The following is a 16,200-nucleotide window of genomic DNA, read 5'->3' as shown; positions in this document are numbered from 1 at the left end:
CTTATGCGTATTCAAGACATAACTATTTGGGAGTGACTGCAGAGCATGTTCCGTAATTCGTATATTCAGCAGAACTCTGATATCCAGGCCGCAGGCGGCCTGGTCCCGATGGTTGTCGAGCAGTCCGCTCGTGGCGAGCGCGCCTACGACATCTACTCGCGCCTGCTCAAGGAGCGAGTGATCTTTCTGGTTGGCCCGGTAGAGGACTACATGGCCAACCTGATCTGTGCGCAACTGCTGTTCCTTGAAGCGGAAAACCCGGACAAGGACATCCATCTCTATATCAACTCCCCGGGCGGTTCGGTGACGGCGGGCATGTCGATCTACGACACCATGCAGTTCATCAAGCCTAATGTATCGACCACCTGTATCGGTCAGGCGTGCAGCATGGGCGCGTTCCTGCTGACGGCCGGTGCCCAGGGCAAGCGTTACTGCCTGCCGAACTCGCGTGTGATGATTCACCAGCCACTGGGCGGTTTTCAGGGCCAGGCGTCGGATATCGAAATCCACGCCAAGGAAATCCTCTTCATTCGTGAGCGTCTCAACACGCTGATGGCCAAGCACAGCGGGCGCACGCTTGAAGAAATCGAGCGCGATACCAACCGCGACAATTTCATGAGTGCGGAAGCCGCACGTGAGTACGGGTTGATCGACGAAGTGATCAGTCAGCGCCCTGCTTAAAATAAGCAGCTCAAAATAAGGTTGGTCGGCGGGTCCGATCACCTGCGGGCTTGAAAAAGCCCGCAATAGCCTTCATCTTGTGTTGCAAGCCTATCGGATTTGGATCGAACGAATGACTGACACCCGCAACGGCGAGGACAACGGCAAGCTGCTCTATTGCTCCTTCTGTGGCAAAAGCCAGCATGAAGTGCGCAAATTGATTGCCGGCCCCTCGGTCTTTATCTGCGACGAGTGCGTCGACCTGTGCAATGACATCATCCGCGAGGAGGTGCAGGAAGCACAGGCCGAAAGCAGCGCGCATAAATTGCCTTCGCCTAAAGAAATCAGCGGCATCCTTGATCAGTATGTGATTGGTCAGGAGCGTGCGAAAAAGGTTCTGGCCGTAGCGGTGTATAACCACTACAAGCGCCTGAATCAGCGTGACAAGAAGAATGACGACGTCGAACTCGGCAAGAGCAACATTCTGCTGATCGGCCCGACAGGCTCGGGTAAGACCCTGCTTGCCGAAACACTGGCCCGCTTGCTGAACGTTCCGTTCACCATCGCCGACGCAACCACCCTCACCGAGGCGGGTTACGTGGGTGAAGATGTCGAGAACATCATTCAGAAGCTGCTGCAGAAATGCGATTACGACGTGGAAAAAGCCCAGATGGGCATTGTCTACATCGATGAAATCGACAAGATTTCGCGCAAATCCGACAACCCGTCGATCACCCGGGACGTATCCGGTGAAGGCGTGCAGCAGGCCCTGCTGAAGTTGATCGAAGGCACGGTCGCTTCCGTTCCGCCTCAAGGTGGTCGCAAGCATCCGCAGCAGGAATTCCTTCAGGTCGACACCCGTAACATCCTGTTCATCTGCGGCGGTGCGTTCTCCGGTCTGGAAAAGGTTATTCAGAACCGTTCCACCAAGGGCGGTATCGGTTTCAACGCGGAAGTGCGCAGCAAGGAAGAAGGCAAGAAAGTCGGTGAGTCCCTGCGTGAAGTCGAGCCTGACGATCTGGTCAAGTTCGGTCTGATCCCGGAATTCGTCGGTCGTCTGCCGGTGCTTGCGACGCTGGACGAGCTTGATGAGGCTGCGTTGATGCAGATCCTCACCGAGCCGAAAAATGCTCTGACCAAGCAGTATGCCAAGCTGTTCGAGATGGAAGGCGTTGACCTGGAATTCCGTTCCGACGCTCTGAAATCGGTCGCCAAGCGTGCCCTGGAGCGTAAAACCGGTGCCCGTGGCCTGCGTTCGATTCTTGAAGGTGTATTGCTCGACACTATGTATGAAATCCCCTCGCAATCCGAGGTGAGCAAAGTAGTGATCGATGAAAGCGTGATAGAAGGCAAGTCCAAGCCACTGTATATCTATGAAAACAGTGAGCCGACCGCCAAGGCCGCGCCAGACGCTTAAGCGTCACGCAGCCTGAACAAAGAAGGGGCCTTCGGGCCCCTTTGCTATTTGGGGCTGGCTCGCCAAAACGGCGGCCTGGCTTTTGTAGGAGCTGCCGCAGGCTGCGATTTTTTGACTTTGCTTTTCAAAAGAGCAAGATCAAAAGATCGCAGCCTGCGGCAGCTCCTACAGGGTTATGCAACGTATCCAGCCACTTGCAGGCTTCGATCTTAAAAGTCGTTCCTTTATCTGCTTGTTTTTTTCCAGAGCAGCCCCCATCTTGGTTTCAAGCTTACTTCCATCTGTTTACGGCCTTACGGCCGCCGTAGAGGCGAAATCATGAAGACCACCATCGAATTGCCTCTCCTGCCATTGCGTGATGTCGTGGTTTATCCGCACATGGTTATCCCGCTGTTCGTGGGGCGCGAGAAATCCATCGAAGCCCTCGAGGCTGCGATGACGGGTGACAAGCAGATTCTTCTGCTGGCCCAGAGAAACCCGGCTGACGACGATCCTGGTGAAGATGCCCTGTATCGCGTGGGTACGATTGCCACCGTTCTGCAGCTGCTGAAGCTGCCTGACGGCACGGTCAAGGTCCTGGTCGAAGGTGAGCAGCGGGGCGCCGTTGAGCGCTTCAGCGAAGTGGACGGCCACTGCCGTGCCGAAGTCTCCCTGATCGACGAAGTTGACGCACCAGAGCGCGAGTCGGAAGTGTTCGTTCGCAGCCTGCTGTCGCAGTTCGAGCAATACGTGCAGTTGGGCAAGAAAGTCCCGGCTGAAGTCCTCTCGTCGCTCAACAGCATCGATGAGCCAGGCCGCTTGGTGGACACCATGGCTGCGCACATGGCCCTGAAGATCGAGCAGAAGCAGGAAATCCTCGAAATCATCGATCTGTCGGCCAGGGTCGAGCACGTTCTGGCGTTGCTCGATGCCGAGATCGACCTGCTGCAAGTCGAAAAACGCATTCGTGGCCGCGTCAAGAAACAAATGGAGCGCAGCCAGCGCGAGTACTACCTGAATGAGCAGATGAAGGCCATTCAGAAAGAGCTCGGCGACAGTGATGAAGGTCACAATGAAGTCGAAGAGCTGAAAAAACGTATCGATGCCGCCGGCCTGCCCAAAGATGCCCTGGCCAAGGCGACGGCCGAGCTGAACAAGCTCAAGCAGATGTCACCGATGTCTGCGGAAGCGACCGTGGTGCGTTCGTACATCGACTGGTTGGTTCAGGTGCCGTGGAAAGCCCAGAGCAAGGTACGCCTGGATCTGGCGCGTGCCGAAGACATTCTGGATGCCGACCACTATGGCCTCGAAGAGGTCAAGGAACGCATCCTCGAATACCTCGCCGTGCAAAAACGCGTGAAGAAGATTCGTGGTCCGGTGCTGTGCCTGGTCGGTCCTCCAGGGGTCGGTAAAACGTCCCTGGCAGAGTCGATTGCGCATGCCACCAACCGCAAATTCGTACGCATGGCCCTCGGCGGCGTGCGTGACGAGGCGGAAATTCGTGGTCATCGCCGTACTTACATCGGTTCGATGCCAGGAAGATTGATTCAAAAGATGACAAAAGTGGGCGTGCGCAACCCGCTGTTCCTGCTCGATGAAATCGACAAAATGGGCAGCGACATGCGCGGCGATCCGGCATCGGCGTTGCTGGAAGTGCTCGATCCCGAACAGAACCACAATTTCAACGATCACTATCTGGAAGTCGATTACGACCTGTCCGATGTGATGTTCCTGTGCACTTCGAACTCGATGAACATTCCGCCGGCGCTGCTCGACCGGATGGAAGTGATCCGTCTGCCGGGCTACACCGAAGACGAGAAGATCAACATCGCCGTGAAGTACCTTTCGCCGAAGCAGATCACTGCCAACGGCTTGAAAAAAGGCGAGCTGGAATTCGACGCCGAGGCAATTCGCGACATCATCCGCTACTACACCCGTGAAGCCGGTGTACGTGGCCTTGAGCGGCAGATTGCCAAGGTTTGCCGCAAGGCCGTCAAGGAGCATGCGCTGGAAAAACGCTTCTCGGTGAAGGTCACCGCAGACATGCTGGAGCACTTCCTGGGCGTGCGTAAATTCCGCTATGGCCTGGCCGAGCAGCAGGATCAGATCGGCCAGGTGACCGGGCTGGCGTGGACTCAGGTGGGTGGCGAACTGCTGACCATCGAAGCCGCCGTGGTACCGGGCAAGGGCCAGTTGATCAAGACCGGTTCCCTGGGTGATGTGATGGTCGAGTCGATCACGGCCGCGTTGACCGTTGTTCGTAGTCGGGCGAAGAGCCTGGGCATTCCCCTGGACTTCCATGAGAAGCGCGACACGCACATCCATATGCCGGAGGGGGCGACCCCGAAAGACGGCCCTAGCGCCGGCGTGGGCATGTGCACGGCCCTGGTTTCGGCGTTGACCGGCATTCCGGTGCGCGCGGATGTCGCCATGACCGGCGAAATCACCTTGCGTGGCCAGGTGCTGGCCATTGGCGGCTTGAAAGAAAAACTGCTGGCTGCCCATCGCGGTGGAATCAAGACGGTGATCATTCCTGAAGAGAATGTGCGCGATCTCAAAGAGATTCCGGACAATATCAAGCAGGATCTACAGATTAAACCGGTTAAATGGATTGACGAGGTCCTGCAAATTGCGTTGCAATACGCGCCGGAGCCCTTGCCGGACGTGGCTCCGGAGATAGTCGCGAAGGATGAGAAACGCGACGCGGATTCTAAGGAAAGAATTAGCACGCATTAGTACGTATTTGCCTGGGGGGCTTCCTTGACAGTTTTTTAGAGCCCTTGTTATAAAGCGGCTCTTAAGTGTCTGTAGGCCATTCAGCACTCGTTTTTGCTTTCACCAAAAAAACTTAGAATCATACTCAAATAGATATAAGGGGACTTAGAGTGAACAAGTCGGAACTGATTGATGCTATCGCTGCATCCGCTGATATCCCGAAAGCTGCTGCTGGCCGTGCGCTGGACGCTGTAATCGAATCCGTCACTGGCGCTCTCAAGGCTGGCGACTCTGTTGTTCTGGTTGGTTTCGGTACTTTCTCCGTAACCGATCGTCCAGCTCGCATCGGTCGTAACCCACAGACCGGTAAGACGCTGGAAATCGCAGCAGCCAAAAAACCAGGTTTCAAAGCCGGTAAAGCACTGAAAGAAGCTGTCAACTAAGTTCGATTCAGGTTTTTACCCATCCGGGTCGGGGTCATGCCTGACTTGGCAGCGGAGCGGCAGTCCTGACTGCAGGTCGCCGGTTCAAGACACCAAGGGTCGCCAGTTCGAGTCCTTGATCCGCTCCGCCAGTTACGAGAAGGCGCATCCTCGGATGCGCCTTTCTTCTATCCGGATTCTACCCACGCTCCACGGTTGCCTAATTTTGAAGTTCAACCGTTTCTGGGGGACGCATGCTGCAGAATATCAGGGACAATTCACAAGGCTGGATTGCCAAGACTATTATCGGGGTCATCGTTGTTCTGATGGCCTTGACCGGTTTCGACGCCATTTTCAAGGCCACGTCGCACAGTAATGATGCGGCCAAGGTCAACGGCGATGAAATCAGCCAGAACGAGCTGAGCCAGGCGGTCGATATGCAACGCCGCCAGCTCATGCAACAGCTGGGCAAGGATTTCGATGCTTCCTTGCTGGATGAAAAAATGTTGCGCGAATCGGCCCTCAAGGGCCTGATCGATCGCAAGCTGCTGCTGCAAGGTGCAGAAAAATCGAAGTTCGCCTTTTCCGAAGCGGCACTTGATCAGGTCATCCTGCAAACACCGGAATTTCAGGTTGATGGCAAGTTCAGCTCCGAGCGTTTCGATCAGGTGATTCGCCAGCTTGGCTATACCCGCATGCAATTCCGCCAGATGCTGGCTCAGGAAATGCTGATTGGCCAACTGCGTGCCGGTCTGGCCGGTAGCGGTTTCGTGACCGATGCGCAGGTGCTGGCATTTGCCCGACTGGAAAAGCAGACCCGCGATTTCGCTTCGCTGAGCATCAAGGCTGACCCGTCGGCTGTGAAGCTGACCGACGAAGAGGTCAAGGCCTATTACGACGAACACGCCAAGGAATTCATGACGCCGGATCAGGTGGTCATCGATTACCTCGAGTTGAAGAAGGCTGCTTTCTTCGACCAGGTCAGCGTCAACGACGAAGACCTGCAAGCGGCCTATCAGAAAGAAATCGCGAACCTGTCCGAGCAACGCCGGGCTGCGCACATTCTGATTGAAGTGAACGACAAGACCACCGAGGCGCAAGCCAAGGCGAAGATCGAAGAGATCCAGGCCCGTCTGGCCAAGGGTGAGCAGTTCGAGGCACTGGCCAAGGAGTTCTCCCAGGATCCGGGTTCGGCAAACAACGGCGGTGACCTGGGTTATGCCGGTCCTGGCGTCTACGACCCGGCGTTCGAAAAAGCCCTGTATTCGTTGGCCAAGGACCAGGTTTCGGCGCCGGTTCGCACCGACTTCGGTTTCCACCTGATCAAGCTGTTGGGTGTGGAAGCACCTGAAGTGCCAACCTTCGCCAGCCTGAAAGACAAACTGACCCGTGGTCTGAAAACCCAGCAGGTCGAGCAGCGTTTCGTTGAGGCGAGCAAGCAACTGGAAGACGCCTCGTTCGAAGCGTCCGATCTGGCTCAGCCGGCGCAGGACCTGAAACTGACCGTACAGACGTCCAAGCCGTTCGGTCGCGAAGGCGGTGAGGGTATTGCAGCCAACCGTGCCGTGATCACTGCCGCCTTCAGCCCGGAAGTCCTGGATGAGGGTGCGAACAGCACAGCCATCGAGCTCGATCCGGAAACCGTGGTCGTGTTGCGTGCCAAGGAGCATCTGAAGCCTTCGCAGCTGCCGCTGGAAAGCGTTGATGCGGCCATCCGCGGGCAATTGGCCAAGGAACACGCCAGCGCCGATGCCAAGACCAAGGCTGAAGCCTTGATCGCCAACCTGCGCGATGGCAAGACCCCACTGGATCAGGCCGTCGACGGCCAGGCCTGGAAAGTCACCGAGGCGGCGACTCGCGCTCAGGAAGGGGTTGATCCTGCCGTGCTGCAAGCGCTGTTCCGCATGGCGAAGCCGGCGGCCAAGGACAAGCCGACCTTCACCAGCGTGACGCTGGCGGATGGCAGCCTGATGATCGTGCGCCTCAATGGCGTGAACGAAGCCGCGGCGCCTACCGACGAAGAGAAAGCGCAGTACCGTCGCTACCTCGCATCGCGCATCGGCCAGCAGGACTTCGCGGCGTATCGCAAGCAGCTGGAAAGCCAGGCGGACATCAAGAAGTACTGATGCCTGACCAGGTTTAGCGCGACACAGGAGACCCCGGCCGAAACGCCGGGGTCTTTTCGTTTGGCCGTACGTCATTTGCCGCGGTGACTTTTACGCAAAACCGCGGTCAATCAGCCTGTAACCGTTTTAAGACACGATCGATGCTCCGCTAAGCATCGATCTGTTGCACAATACGCCCCGAACCGTTTTCCTCAGGATGTTCAATGTTTAAATCATTTCCCATGCGGATTGTCGGCGTGGCTGCCGTGCTGGCCGTTGCTGCCGGTTGTTCATCGAACAAGGCTGCCATCTACGAGCATGAGAACTTCGACGATTCCGGCACCTTTTCCCGTAACTATCCGGTCACCGATATCCAGAGCTGTGAAGCCGCCCGCCGTGCCTTGCTCAGCCAGGGTTACATCATCACCAGCAACGATCCGAAGCTGGTCAGCGGTCACAAGAGCTTCCAGCAGACCGGCGAAAACCACATGGAGATCAGTTTCAGTGTGGTGTGTGCCGATGACGGTAGCGAAGGGCACCACGCGACCGTGTTCGCCAACGCCCTGCAGGATCGTTATGCGCTGAAGAAAACCAACAACTCCGCCAGTCTGGGTGTGGGTGTGCTGGGCTCGGTGTCGATGCCGATCGGCTCCTCTGACGACTCGATGGTCAAGGTCGCCAGCGAAACCGTCTCGTCTGCCAAGTTCTACGAGCGTTTCTTTGCACTGGTCGAGCTGTTCCTGCCGCCGGAAGCGAAAAAGGCTGCGCACATCACCGAAAAGCCGAAAACAGACCTGGGCATGCCTGAAGCCCAGGTGGCACCGGCGCCTCTGGCGCCTGCCGCAACCACGGCACCGGCTGCACAGCCAACCCCGGCAAACCCGGCGCCTGCTCCAGCGGAACCCGCTCCAGCGGCCTCGGAACCGCTCATGCCGCCGCCTGAAGCGGCACCCATTACCCCGGTTCAGAACATGGATCCGGCACCGTCGGCAGAAACCATCACGCCACCGACAAATCCAACCGACATGCCGCCGCCGAGCGAGGCGATTCCGGCGATGCCTGTCACCGGCCAGTGATTGTTCCCGCTACGGGGTCGGCCAACGAGTCACGATCCCGTAGCGAGCGCATGGATTGATCCGCGTCAAACAAGGCCGCTGTCCTGCGGCCTCCCGCGAAAAAAACCAATGATAAATTCCTGACCAACTGCTACGTTTTATTCAGTAGCGACGGAGCGTCGTGTCCGCGTCATTTTTCTTTCATGCGGACACTTTATGCTCAAGGCATTGGTCATTTGTTCTGACGTTTTTCAATACGGGTTGGGGGATTCAACAATGGACGATTATCAAGAAGAACTGCTCGAGTACCAGGCATTCGAACTAGATCCGCTGGAGCCTGCAGAAGACGCTACCGAGCTTTAAAGCTCCAACTTGTCGCTTGCGGCTAAAGGCTTCAGGCTGTTTTTCCATGACTGCGGCGAAATTCGCCGGGTGTCTGCCCGTTCCAGCGTTTGAATGCGCGTTGAAAGGCTTCGGCTGAGGCAAAGCCCAGCAGGTAGGCGATTTCCCCGAACGCCAGTTCGGTGTCGCGTACGTAGGTCATGGCCAGATCGCGACGGGTTTCATTGAGGATGGCGCGAAATTGCGTGCCTTCCTCGGCAAGTTTGCGGCGCAGGGTCCAGGTGGGCAGCTTCAGGCGTGCCGCCACTTCTTCCAGGTCGGGCTCCCGGCCACCATTGAGCAGGGGGCCCAGCAACGCGATGATGCGCTCACGCAGGCTGCGGGTGCGTGTCAGTTGTTCCAGCTCCTGCTCACACAGTTGCAGCAAATGCCGCCAGGTACTCGGGCAATGCTCGGGGTTGCGCTGGGCGAGGCTTGCCAGGCTCAGGCGCAGTTGATTGCGTTCGCTGCCAAACTGGATCGGACAGTCACCCAGTACGTCATAGGCCGCACGGTAATCGGGTTCGTCGAATTCAATCTCGATACGTTCGGCGCGTAGCGCGATGGCGCTGACGCTGGATAATTGCTGCAACCAGCCGGCAATGATCGAATCCACCACGAAGCGGTTGTAGGCGTTATAGGGGCTGATCGAATAGAAACGCAGCCAGGCGCCCTGGGCGTCTTCGTGAAAGCTTGATTGGCCGCGATAATTGGAACCGTACAAGGCTTCGAAGCGGATCAGGCAGCGCGCGGCTTCACGTACTGTGGGTGCCTGGGCTGCGGTGACCCCTGCGAGGCCGACCTGGCTCAGGCGACTGAGCTGCCCCATGCGCAAGCCAAGGGCCGGGTTGTCGGTCAGTTGAATGGCGCCGTGGCCCAGTCGCATGTAGCGCGGTATTGACAGGCGGGCGCCGGCCTCGCTCAGTCGCGCTGTATCGAGGCCGTATTGATCGAGCAGTGGCTGCGGATCGATGCCATGACTGCGCACGGCATCGGCCAGGCTATGAACAAAGCCTACCGATAGATCGCCGAGGCGCATCGGCTGCGGTTTCATGGCTTACAACCAGAGGTTCAGCAAACGCGCACCCTGGGCGTTGCCGTCGGCAAACTGCTGGCCGTTGCGGCTGAGGAAGCTGTGCCCGGCGCTGCCTTGATCCCAGAATTGCCCCCGCAGGAACACGCTCATGCCCGCGACAGCCTGACTGGCCGGTACCCGGGTCGTGAGGGTCAGGCGCTGCCAGGCCTGGCCTTCGCTGACTTCTCCTGGCTTGAGGTTGACCGACGCCGGCTCCGATGCCCCCCTGTAGCCACGCCACGGCTGCTCCCAGGTGCCACGGCCGGAAACAAAGGCCGGTACCGCAACCAGCTGTACGCTCTGGTCGTTGAGCTTGAGGTAGTTTTCCGGGTACCAGCTGTCGTGTCCGATCAATACGCCCAACTTGCCTGCGGGGGTATCCACGACATTGAGCGAGTGTTCGGCGTTCGCCTTGATCCCGTTCTGTTCTGCGAAGAACGGGTGCATCTGGCGCTGGGGCTGGCCGATCGGCAGGCCATCGTTGTTGAACACCACGCTGCTGTTGTAAAGCGCGCCGCGACCGATCTTCAAGGTGCCGTCGATGATGCTCGGTTCGGGCAGCACGATGGAGCCCGCGACCAGCGTCACGTGGAACTCCCTGGCCAATCCACCGAACAATGCCTGGTAGTCTCTGGCCATCGCCTTGGCTTTCATGCGCAGGTGGGCATCGTCCAGACGGTTGCCTCCCTCGGCGCTGATCAACGCTTTGGCGAACTTCAGGGGATTGCTCACCGCCAGCCAGTTCATGGCCTCCTTGAGGGTGCTGGCCTGATACAACTCATCCTTTTCGCCGCTGACCATCAGCCAGGTGCCGACGTGTTCCGGCAGCACGACGACGGTCTTGCCGTTCAACAAACCCTGGTCCCGGGCCGCTTGCAGATAGGCCGCGAGTTTGCGGTGCAAACGCTCGGGGCTTTGATAATCGGTAGGAAAGAGTTCGGGCTGAATGCCCAGCAGATTGCCACGATCGGCAGGGGTACCCTGGTCGACAGCCAGGTTGATCCGCAGGTCCGAAAGGTAATGACCCACCGGCCTGTCTGCGGCCCACATCGCGTAGGTCGTGAGGACGGCGAGCAATGCCATGGATAATGTCAGATACAAAAGTTTGCGCATGGGGACACAGTTTACAGCCTGGAGCCGGGCGTGGCTTTTGATTTGGAACCGGATCGAGCATAAAGGGAATCAAGGGCCAGGTGGGCAAATTTCAACGCTGACGGTTTTTTGCGGTCGGCGGCTTTTCTGCATCGATAGGCGGCAATGAATGACCGGGTTAAACGCCAGGGGAATTGACGGGGAGGGGGGGCACCGGTCAGCCACCCCTTTGCTCGACCGGCCGGCAGGTGAACGTTATTTGGTGACCAGCAGTTCCGGGCCGAGGTAGTTGTTGATCTGGTCGATATCGTCGTCGCCCAGGCTGCCCACCGAAGAAGCCAGACGCAGACGCGACAGCAAATAGCGCACTTTGGCCTCGAACAGATCGTGACGTGCAACAAAGAGCAGTTCTTCGGCATTGAGGACGTCCGAGTTGGTGCTGGTGCCGCCTTCCTTGAAGCCCTTGCGTGTCGATACCAGTGAGCGTTCGTTGGACACTACGGCCTTCTCCAGGGCGCGAATGCGTTTGGCGCCACTCAGTATGCCTTGATACTCACGGGTGGTTCCGGTGATGACTTCCTGACGCGCGGCGTCAAGCTCATCCAGGGCCTTGTCGCTATTGGCACTGGCCTGGCGTGTCAGCGCGCTGACGCCGCCACCGCTGTACAGTGGGATATTGACTTCCAGCCCGATCGAGCCGTAATGGTTGCGTTGGTTCAGTTCGGAAAGTGATTGGCTTTCACCCGCGGTGTAGCCGGCAATGAAGTCCAGTGTTGGCCAGTGGCCGGCGCTGGCACGCTTCACTTCTTCTGCGGCAAGGTCGCGGCTATAGCGGCGCGCATGGATCAGCGGGCTGTCGGTCTGGGCTTTGACCAACCAGTCCTGCAGGTTGCTCGGCAGCAGCGGCGGTGTATCGAAACTCGGACGCAAGGTGGTCAGGGATTCCGGGGTTTCACCTATGTACTCCTCAAGCTTGGCGCGCGCGTTGACCAGGTTGTCCTGCGCTTCGATCAGTTCGGCTTCGGCGAGGTCGCGGCGGGCGGCCGACTCGTCGATGTCGGTGACGGTGCCGGCGCCCAACTCCATGCGCCGTTTCGCCGAGGCGAGTTGTTCATCGAAGGCGTTCAGTTTGGACTTGGCCAGGGTGATGGTTTCGCTGGCCAGGAGCACGTCGAAATAGCTTTCGGCCAGGCGCACCGCGGCGTCCTGGCTCTTGGCATCGAACACCGCGTTGCTGTAGTCGGCACGCTGCTGACCCTGGCGGTACTCGGCCATCTTCTGCTTGTTGAACAGCGGCTGGCGCAGGCGCACGTTGGCACCCTTGGAGTCGTAGTGCAGATCTCTGTCGATGCCGCTCTGGCTTTGAGAGCCATTGACCTTGTTGTCGTAGGCCGACGCATTGATCTGCGGCAGCAGGCCGGCCTTGCCGATGGCGCGGTTTTCGCCGCCGGCTTCTTTTTCATGCACGGCGGCCTGGTAGATAGGGCCCTGGTACTGCAACAGGTCCCAGGCTTGCTTGAGGTCCATTGCGTCAGCCGGCAGGGCCAACCCCAGCAGGCAGAAGAGCAGGCAATGACGTTCCATTTCATTGTTCCTTGAATGAGCTGTCCACGCGTTCGAGCATTGGTTTAAGAAGATAGCTCATCATGTTGCGTTCGCCCGTCTTGATGGTGACGCTGGCGGGCATGCCGGGGCGAATGTGATTGGTGCCAAGCAGGTTCATGCCGTCGGGTGTGACTTCCACCTGGGCCAGGTAGAAGGGTTGCTTGCTTTCCTCGTCCATCAGGCGGTCGGCGGAGATGGTCAGCACGCGGCCGGGAATGTTGGGCGTCCTGGCATGGTTGAAGGCCGGGAAGGAAATATCCACGGGCAGTCCGGGGACCATCTTGTCGATGGCCTGCACGGGAATCATCGCGTCGACCTGCAGCGGTTCGTTGAGCGGAACGATTTCCATGATCTTGAAGCCGGGCTGAATGACCCCGCCGACGGTGGCAATACTCAGGCCCTGGACCATGCCATCGATGGGCGAGCGAATCACCGTGTGGGTCACTTCATAGTCGAGCGCGCGCAGGCGGTCGGCCAGGGTAGTGTTTTCCTTGGCGGTTTCAGTCAGCTGCGATTCGACTTCCTTGAGGTAATCGTGCTGGCGCTGCAGGATGCGCAGCTTGATTTCAGTAGTCTGGCTACGCACACGGGCGATGTTATTGAGGTTCTCGGCCTGGCCGGCGGACAGGTCGGCGTTGCTGCGCTCCAGTTCGAGCAGGCGGTTGCGCGGCACATAGCCTTCAGCCGACAGCACGCGGGTGCCTTGCAGTTCCTGGTTGAGGAAACCGATCTGCGAGGCGCGGGCGCTGTAGACCTGCTGCAGGCCCTTGAGCTGCACTGCCGATGCTGCCAGGTTCTCCTGCAGGATGCTGATTTCGCCAGCGAGTCCGGCGCGGCGGGTGTCCAGCAGGCGCTGCTGCAGGTCCATGGCGGCCTCCAGGCGGTAATCACCCTTGAAGCGCTTGAGCAGTTCGGGATCGTAGGTCACTACATCGCGACCGTCCCGTTCCGCTTCCAGGCGGTTTTCCACGGTCTTGCTGACGATGTACTGGGCGCTGATCGCACCTTCTTCGGCAGTGGCTCGCAGCGAGTCGAGGCGGACCACTTCCTGTCCTTTTTTCACTAGATCGCCTTCGCGAACGAGAATGGCCTCCACGGTACCGCCGGTGAGGTGCTGTACGGCTTTGCGATTGTTGGTGACTTTGACCGTGCCGGTCGCGACCACGCCGGCATCCAGCGGTGCCAGCCAGGACCACAGGAGGAAGCCGCCGAAGCCGGCAATCACCAGCCACACGCCCCATCGCGCAGGTCTGCCGACGTCCAGATCCACCATGCTGCGGGGATCGGCAGGAATCATCTCGGTATGTTGGCTCATTTGCATGATCGGTCACTCCCGTGCTTTGACGGAGGCCAGCGGAGTCGAGGCGCCTGCAGGCATCACACTGGCCTTGCGCAGCGCTGCGAATACTTCATCGCGCGTGCCGAGCATCTGCACGCCGCCGTCACGCAGCATCAGCACCTTGTCGACGGCGCAGAGTACGTTGGGACGGTGGGAAATCAGGACCACGGTGGCGCCACGACCCTTGAGTTCGGCCAGCGCATCGACCAGGGCCTTTTCGCCGATGTCATCGAGGTTGGCGTTCGGCTCATCCAGCACGATCAGATTGGGCTCGCCATACAGTGCGCGGGCCAAGGCAATGCGCTGCTTCTGGCCACCGGAAAGCGGGCTGCCATCGGTGCCCAGGCGGGTGTCATAACCCTGCGGAAAACGCAGGATCATCTCGTGCACCCCAGTGATCTTGGCGGCGCGGATGACCGCTTCGCTGTCCACTTCGCCAAAGCGCGCAATGTTGTCGGCGATGTTGCCTTCGAACAGCTCGACGTCCTGTGGCAGGTAGCCGAGCCAGGGGCCCAGTTCGCCTTTGTTCCAGGTGAATATGTCCGCGCCGTCCAGGCGCACCTTGCCGGCCTGCGCCGGCCAGACTCCGACCAGCAGGCGGGCGAGGGTGGATTTGCCCGAGGCGGACGGGCCGATGATGCCAAGGCTTTCACCGGGGACCAGGCTGAAGCCCACACCGCGCAGAATCGTGTTGGTGGTACCAGGGGCACCGGCATACACATTTTCCACCGCCAGCATGCCCTGCGGCCGCTGCAGCGACATGCTCGGTGGCCGGCGTGGATAGTCGTGCAGCATTTCGTTGAGCCGGGCCCAGGCCGAGCGGCAACCGAGCAGTTGCTTCCACGAGGCGATGACTTGTTCCACCGGACCCAGTGCACGGCCGGTGAGGATCGAACAGGCAATCATCATCCCCGGGGTGATCTTGCCTTCGATCGCCAGCAGTGCGCCGGCGCCGAGGATCAGTGATTGCAGCGTGATACGCACGAAGCGCCCGGTGCTGCTGATCAAGGCGGCGCGGTCGGAGGCCAGGGTCTGCATTTCCAGAATGCGCAAATGGCTTTGGAACCAGCGCTTGCTGATCGAAGGCAACATGCCCATGGCCTCGATGACCTCGGCATTGCGCAGGTTGTTGTTGGCATATTGGGCGGAGGACATGGCGGCCTGATTGGCTTCGGCCAGCGGTTTCTGCGTCGCCTTTTCAGTGAGATAAGCCAGGCCCATCAGAATCAGGGAGCCGACCAGCGTGAGCAGTCCGAGCAGCGGGTGGATCAGATAGGCGACCAACAGGTAGATCGGCGTCCACGGTGCATCGAAGAACGCGAACAGGGAATTGCCGGTGACGAACTGACGAACCTGGGAGAGGTCTTGCAGGGCCTGGGCCGGATTGCCCCCGGCGCGGCTCAGGTTGCGTTCGAATGCCGCGTTGAAAATGCGTCGGTTGAGTTCCATGTCGAGACAGTTGCCGACCCGGATCAGCACCTTGGTGCGGACCATCTCCAGGGTGGACATCAGCAGGAAAAGACCCACCACCAGCACAGTCAGCATCGTCAGCGTCGTGACGTTGCGACTGACCAGGGCTCGATCATAAACCTGCAGCATATAAACGGCTGGCGTCAACATCATGACGTTTATGACGCCGCTGAACGCCGCCAGCATGTAAAAGCTGCGGCGCATGCGAAAAAGGGCGTCGGAAAGTTCGGAACGGATGCTCGACTGCTTGGGCATGGTGATCCTCCCACTTCGAAAAGGCGGTTGCCCTTGGGGCGCAACAGCTAACAGTAAATGTAGTCCCTTAAACGACTTATGCACGCGCAGGCTGGTCGCTCTGTGGATGGCGAGTCTTCCGAAATCTCTGCGTTGCTCCCTTATGCAGGAGCGTAGGTCGCGCCGTAACACTCCGAAATAACATTTCGCTCTATACCTGCACTCAACTTTCTATATGTCTTTTAAAAACAGCTAGTTGTGATCACCAAGCACCAGTCGTCTGTTTTAACGACGTAATATTGACAAAGATTTGCTATGGAACTTTAGTCTTAGTTATCGGGGGGCCCACCCGCCTGAAGCTTGTCATCGTTTTGGCAACGCAAGGTGCGGTGATTTCCCGGAAGGAGCAGAGCATGTCGATCATTGCGTTCTTTTGCAGAGTGAAGGGGCTTTCCAGCCAGTTTGCCTTTACCTCCTGTTTCCATGGCCCGCCCAGGGCGCGTACTCGCTCTGCCTGACCGTTCGGCGAGCCATCCACTACGCGAATTCCAGGCGCGTATCCCGGGTCCCGGGTAACGCCAGCTCTCTCGCTAGAAAACAAGACCAACAAACTGCACAAGCCAGCACGTGACTTGGCGCGGATGGACCTTC

Annotated in this window: 12 protein-coding genes; 7 read left to right on the top strand and 5 right to left on the bottom strand. The window is 58.7% G+C overall.

Annotated features, from left to right (window positions below):
• Positions 1–45: 45 nt before the first annotated feature.
• The 7 genes from clpP to ACEN83_RS20680 all read left to right on the top strand — a co-directional run bounded on the left by clpP (position 46) and on the right by ACEN83_RS20680 (position 8,716).
• Positions 46–681, top strand: a complete 636-nt coding sequence (gene clpP / locus ACEN83_RS20710; protein WP_007970761.1) for an ATP-dependent Clp endopeptidase proteolytic subunit ClpP — start codon at positions 46–48, stop codon at positions 679–681.
• A 112-nt stretch (positions 682–793) separates the two neighbouring features.
• A complete protein-coding gene (clpX, locus tag ACEN83_RS20705; protein WP_007982210.1) occupies positions 794–2,077 on the top strand; it encodes an ATP-dependent Clp protease ATP-binding subunit ClpX in 1,284 nt (427 codons plus the stop codon).
• A gap of 318 nt (positions 2,078–2,395) precedes the next feature.
• Positions 2,396–4,792, top strand: a complete 2,397-nt coding sequence (gene lon, locus ACEN83_RS20700) for an endopeptidase La (protein ID WP_104447853.1) — start codon at positions 2,396–2,398, stop codon at positions 4,790–4,792.
• A gap of 149 nt (positions 4,793–4,941) precedes the next feature.
• Positions 4,942–5,214: an HU family DNA-binding protein gene (locus ACEN83_RS20695; protein WP_002552737.1), complete on the top strand. Its 273-nt coding sequence runs from the start codon at positions 4,942–4,944 to the stop codon at positions 5,212–5,214.
• A gap of 233 nt (positions 5,215–5,447) precedes the next feature.
• A complete protein-coding gene (locus ACEN83_RS20690) occupies positions 5,448–7,319 on the top strand; it encodes a SurA N-terminal domain-containing protein (protein ID WP_495578267.1) in 1,872 nt (623 codons plus the stop codon).
• A gap of 203 nt (positions 7,320–7,522) precedes the next feature.
• Positions 7,523–8,374, top strand: coding sequence for a DUF2242 domain-containing protein (locus tag ACEN83_RS20685; RefSeq protein WP_495578266.1), 852 nt, complete (start codon positions 7,523–7,525; stop codon positions 8,372–8,374).
• A 195-nt stretch (positions 8,375–8,569) separates the two neighbouring features.
• Positions 8,570–8,716: a hypothetical protein gene (locus ACEN83_RS20680; RefSeq protein WP_165824781.1), complete on the top strand. Its 147-nt coding sequence runs from the start codon at positions 8,570–8,572 to the stop codon at positions 8,714–8,716.
• A 31-nt stretch (positions 8,717–8,747) separates the two neighbouring features.
• Here ACEN83_RS20680 and ACEN83_RS20675 read toward each other — a convergent pair whose 3' ends face one another.
• The 5 genes from ACEN83_RS20675 to ACEN83_RS20655 form a co-directional block, all read right to left on the bottom strand.
• Entirely contained in the window at positions 8,748–9,788 is a 1,041-nt protein-coding gene (locus ACEN83_RS20675) for an AraC family transcriptional regulator (RefSeq protein ID WP_495578265.1), read from the bottom strand.
• 3 nt (positions 9,789–9,791) lie between these two features.
• Positions 9,792–10,922 carry a carbon-nitrogen hydrolase family protein gene (locus tag ACEN83_RS20670; RefSeq protein ID WP_495578264.1) on the bottom strand — a complete coding sequence of 377 codons (1,131 nt, stop codon included), beginning with the start codon at positions 10,920–10,922 and terminating at the stop codon, positions 9,792–9,794.
• Between the two features lie 234 nt (positions 10,923–11,156).
• The gene (locus ACEN83_RS20665) at positions 11,157–12,485 is read right to left on the bottom strand and encodes a TolC family outer membrane protein (protein WP_116581285.1); all 1,329 of its coding nucleotides are present in this window, start codon (positions 12,483–12,485) and stop codon (positions 11,157–11,159) included.
• A gap of 1 nt (position 12,486) precedes the next feature.
• Positions 12,487–13,827: an HlyD family type I secretion periplasmic adaptor subunit gene (locus ACEN83_RS20660; protein ID WP_116581286.1), complete on the bottom strand. Its 1,341-nt coding sequence runs from the start codon at positions 13,825–13,827 to the stop codon at positions 12,487–12,489.
• Between the two features lie 6 nt (positions 13,828–13,833).
• On the bottom strand, positions 13,834–15,570 hold the full coding sequence (locus tag ACEN83_RS20655) for a type I secretion system permease/ATPase (protein ID WP_495578263.1): 1,737 nt from the start codon (positions 15,568–15,570) through the stop codon (positions 13,834–13,836).
• Positions 15,571–16,200: the final 630 nt, after the last annotated feature.

The sequence above is a fragment of the Pseudomonas sp. Pseusp49 genome (genome assembly GCF_059491875.1).
This window is presented reverse-complemented; position numbering and strand designations above follow the sequence as displayed.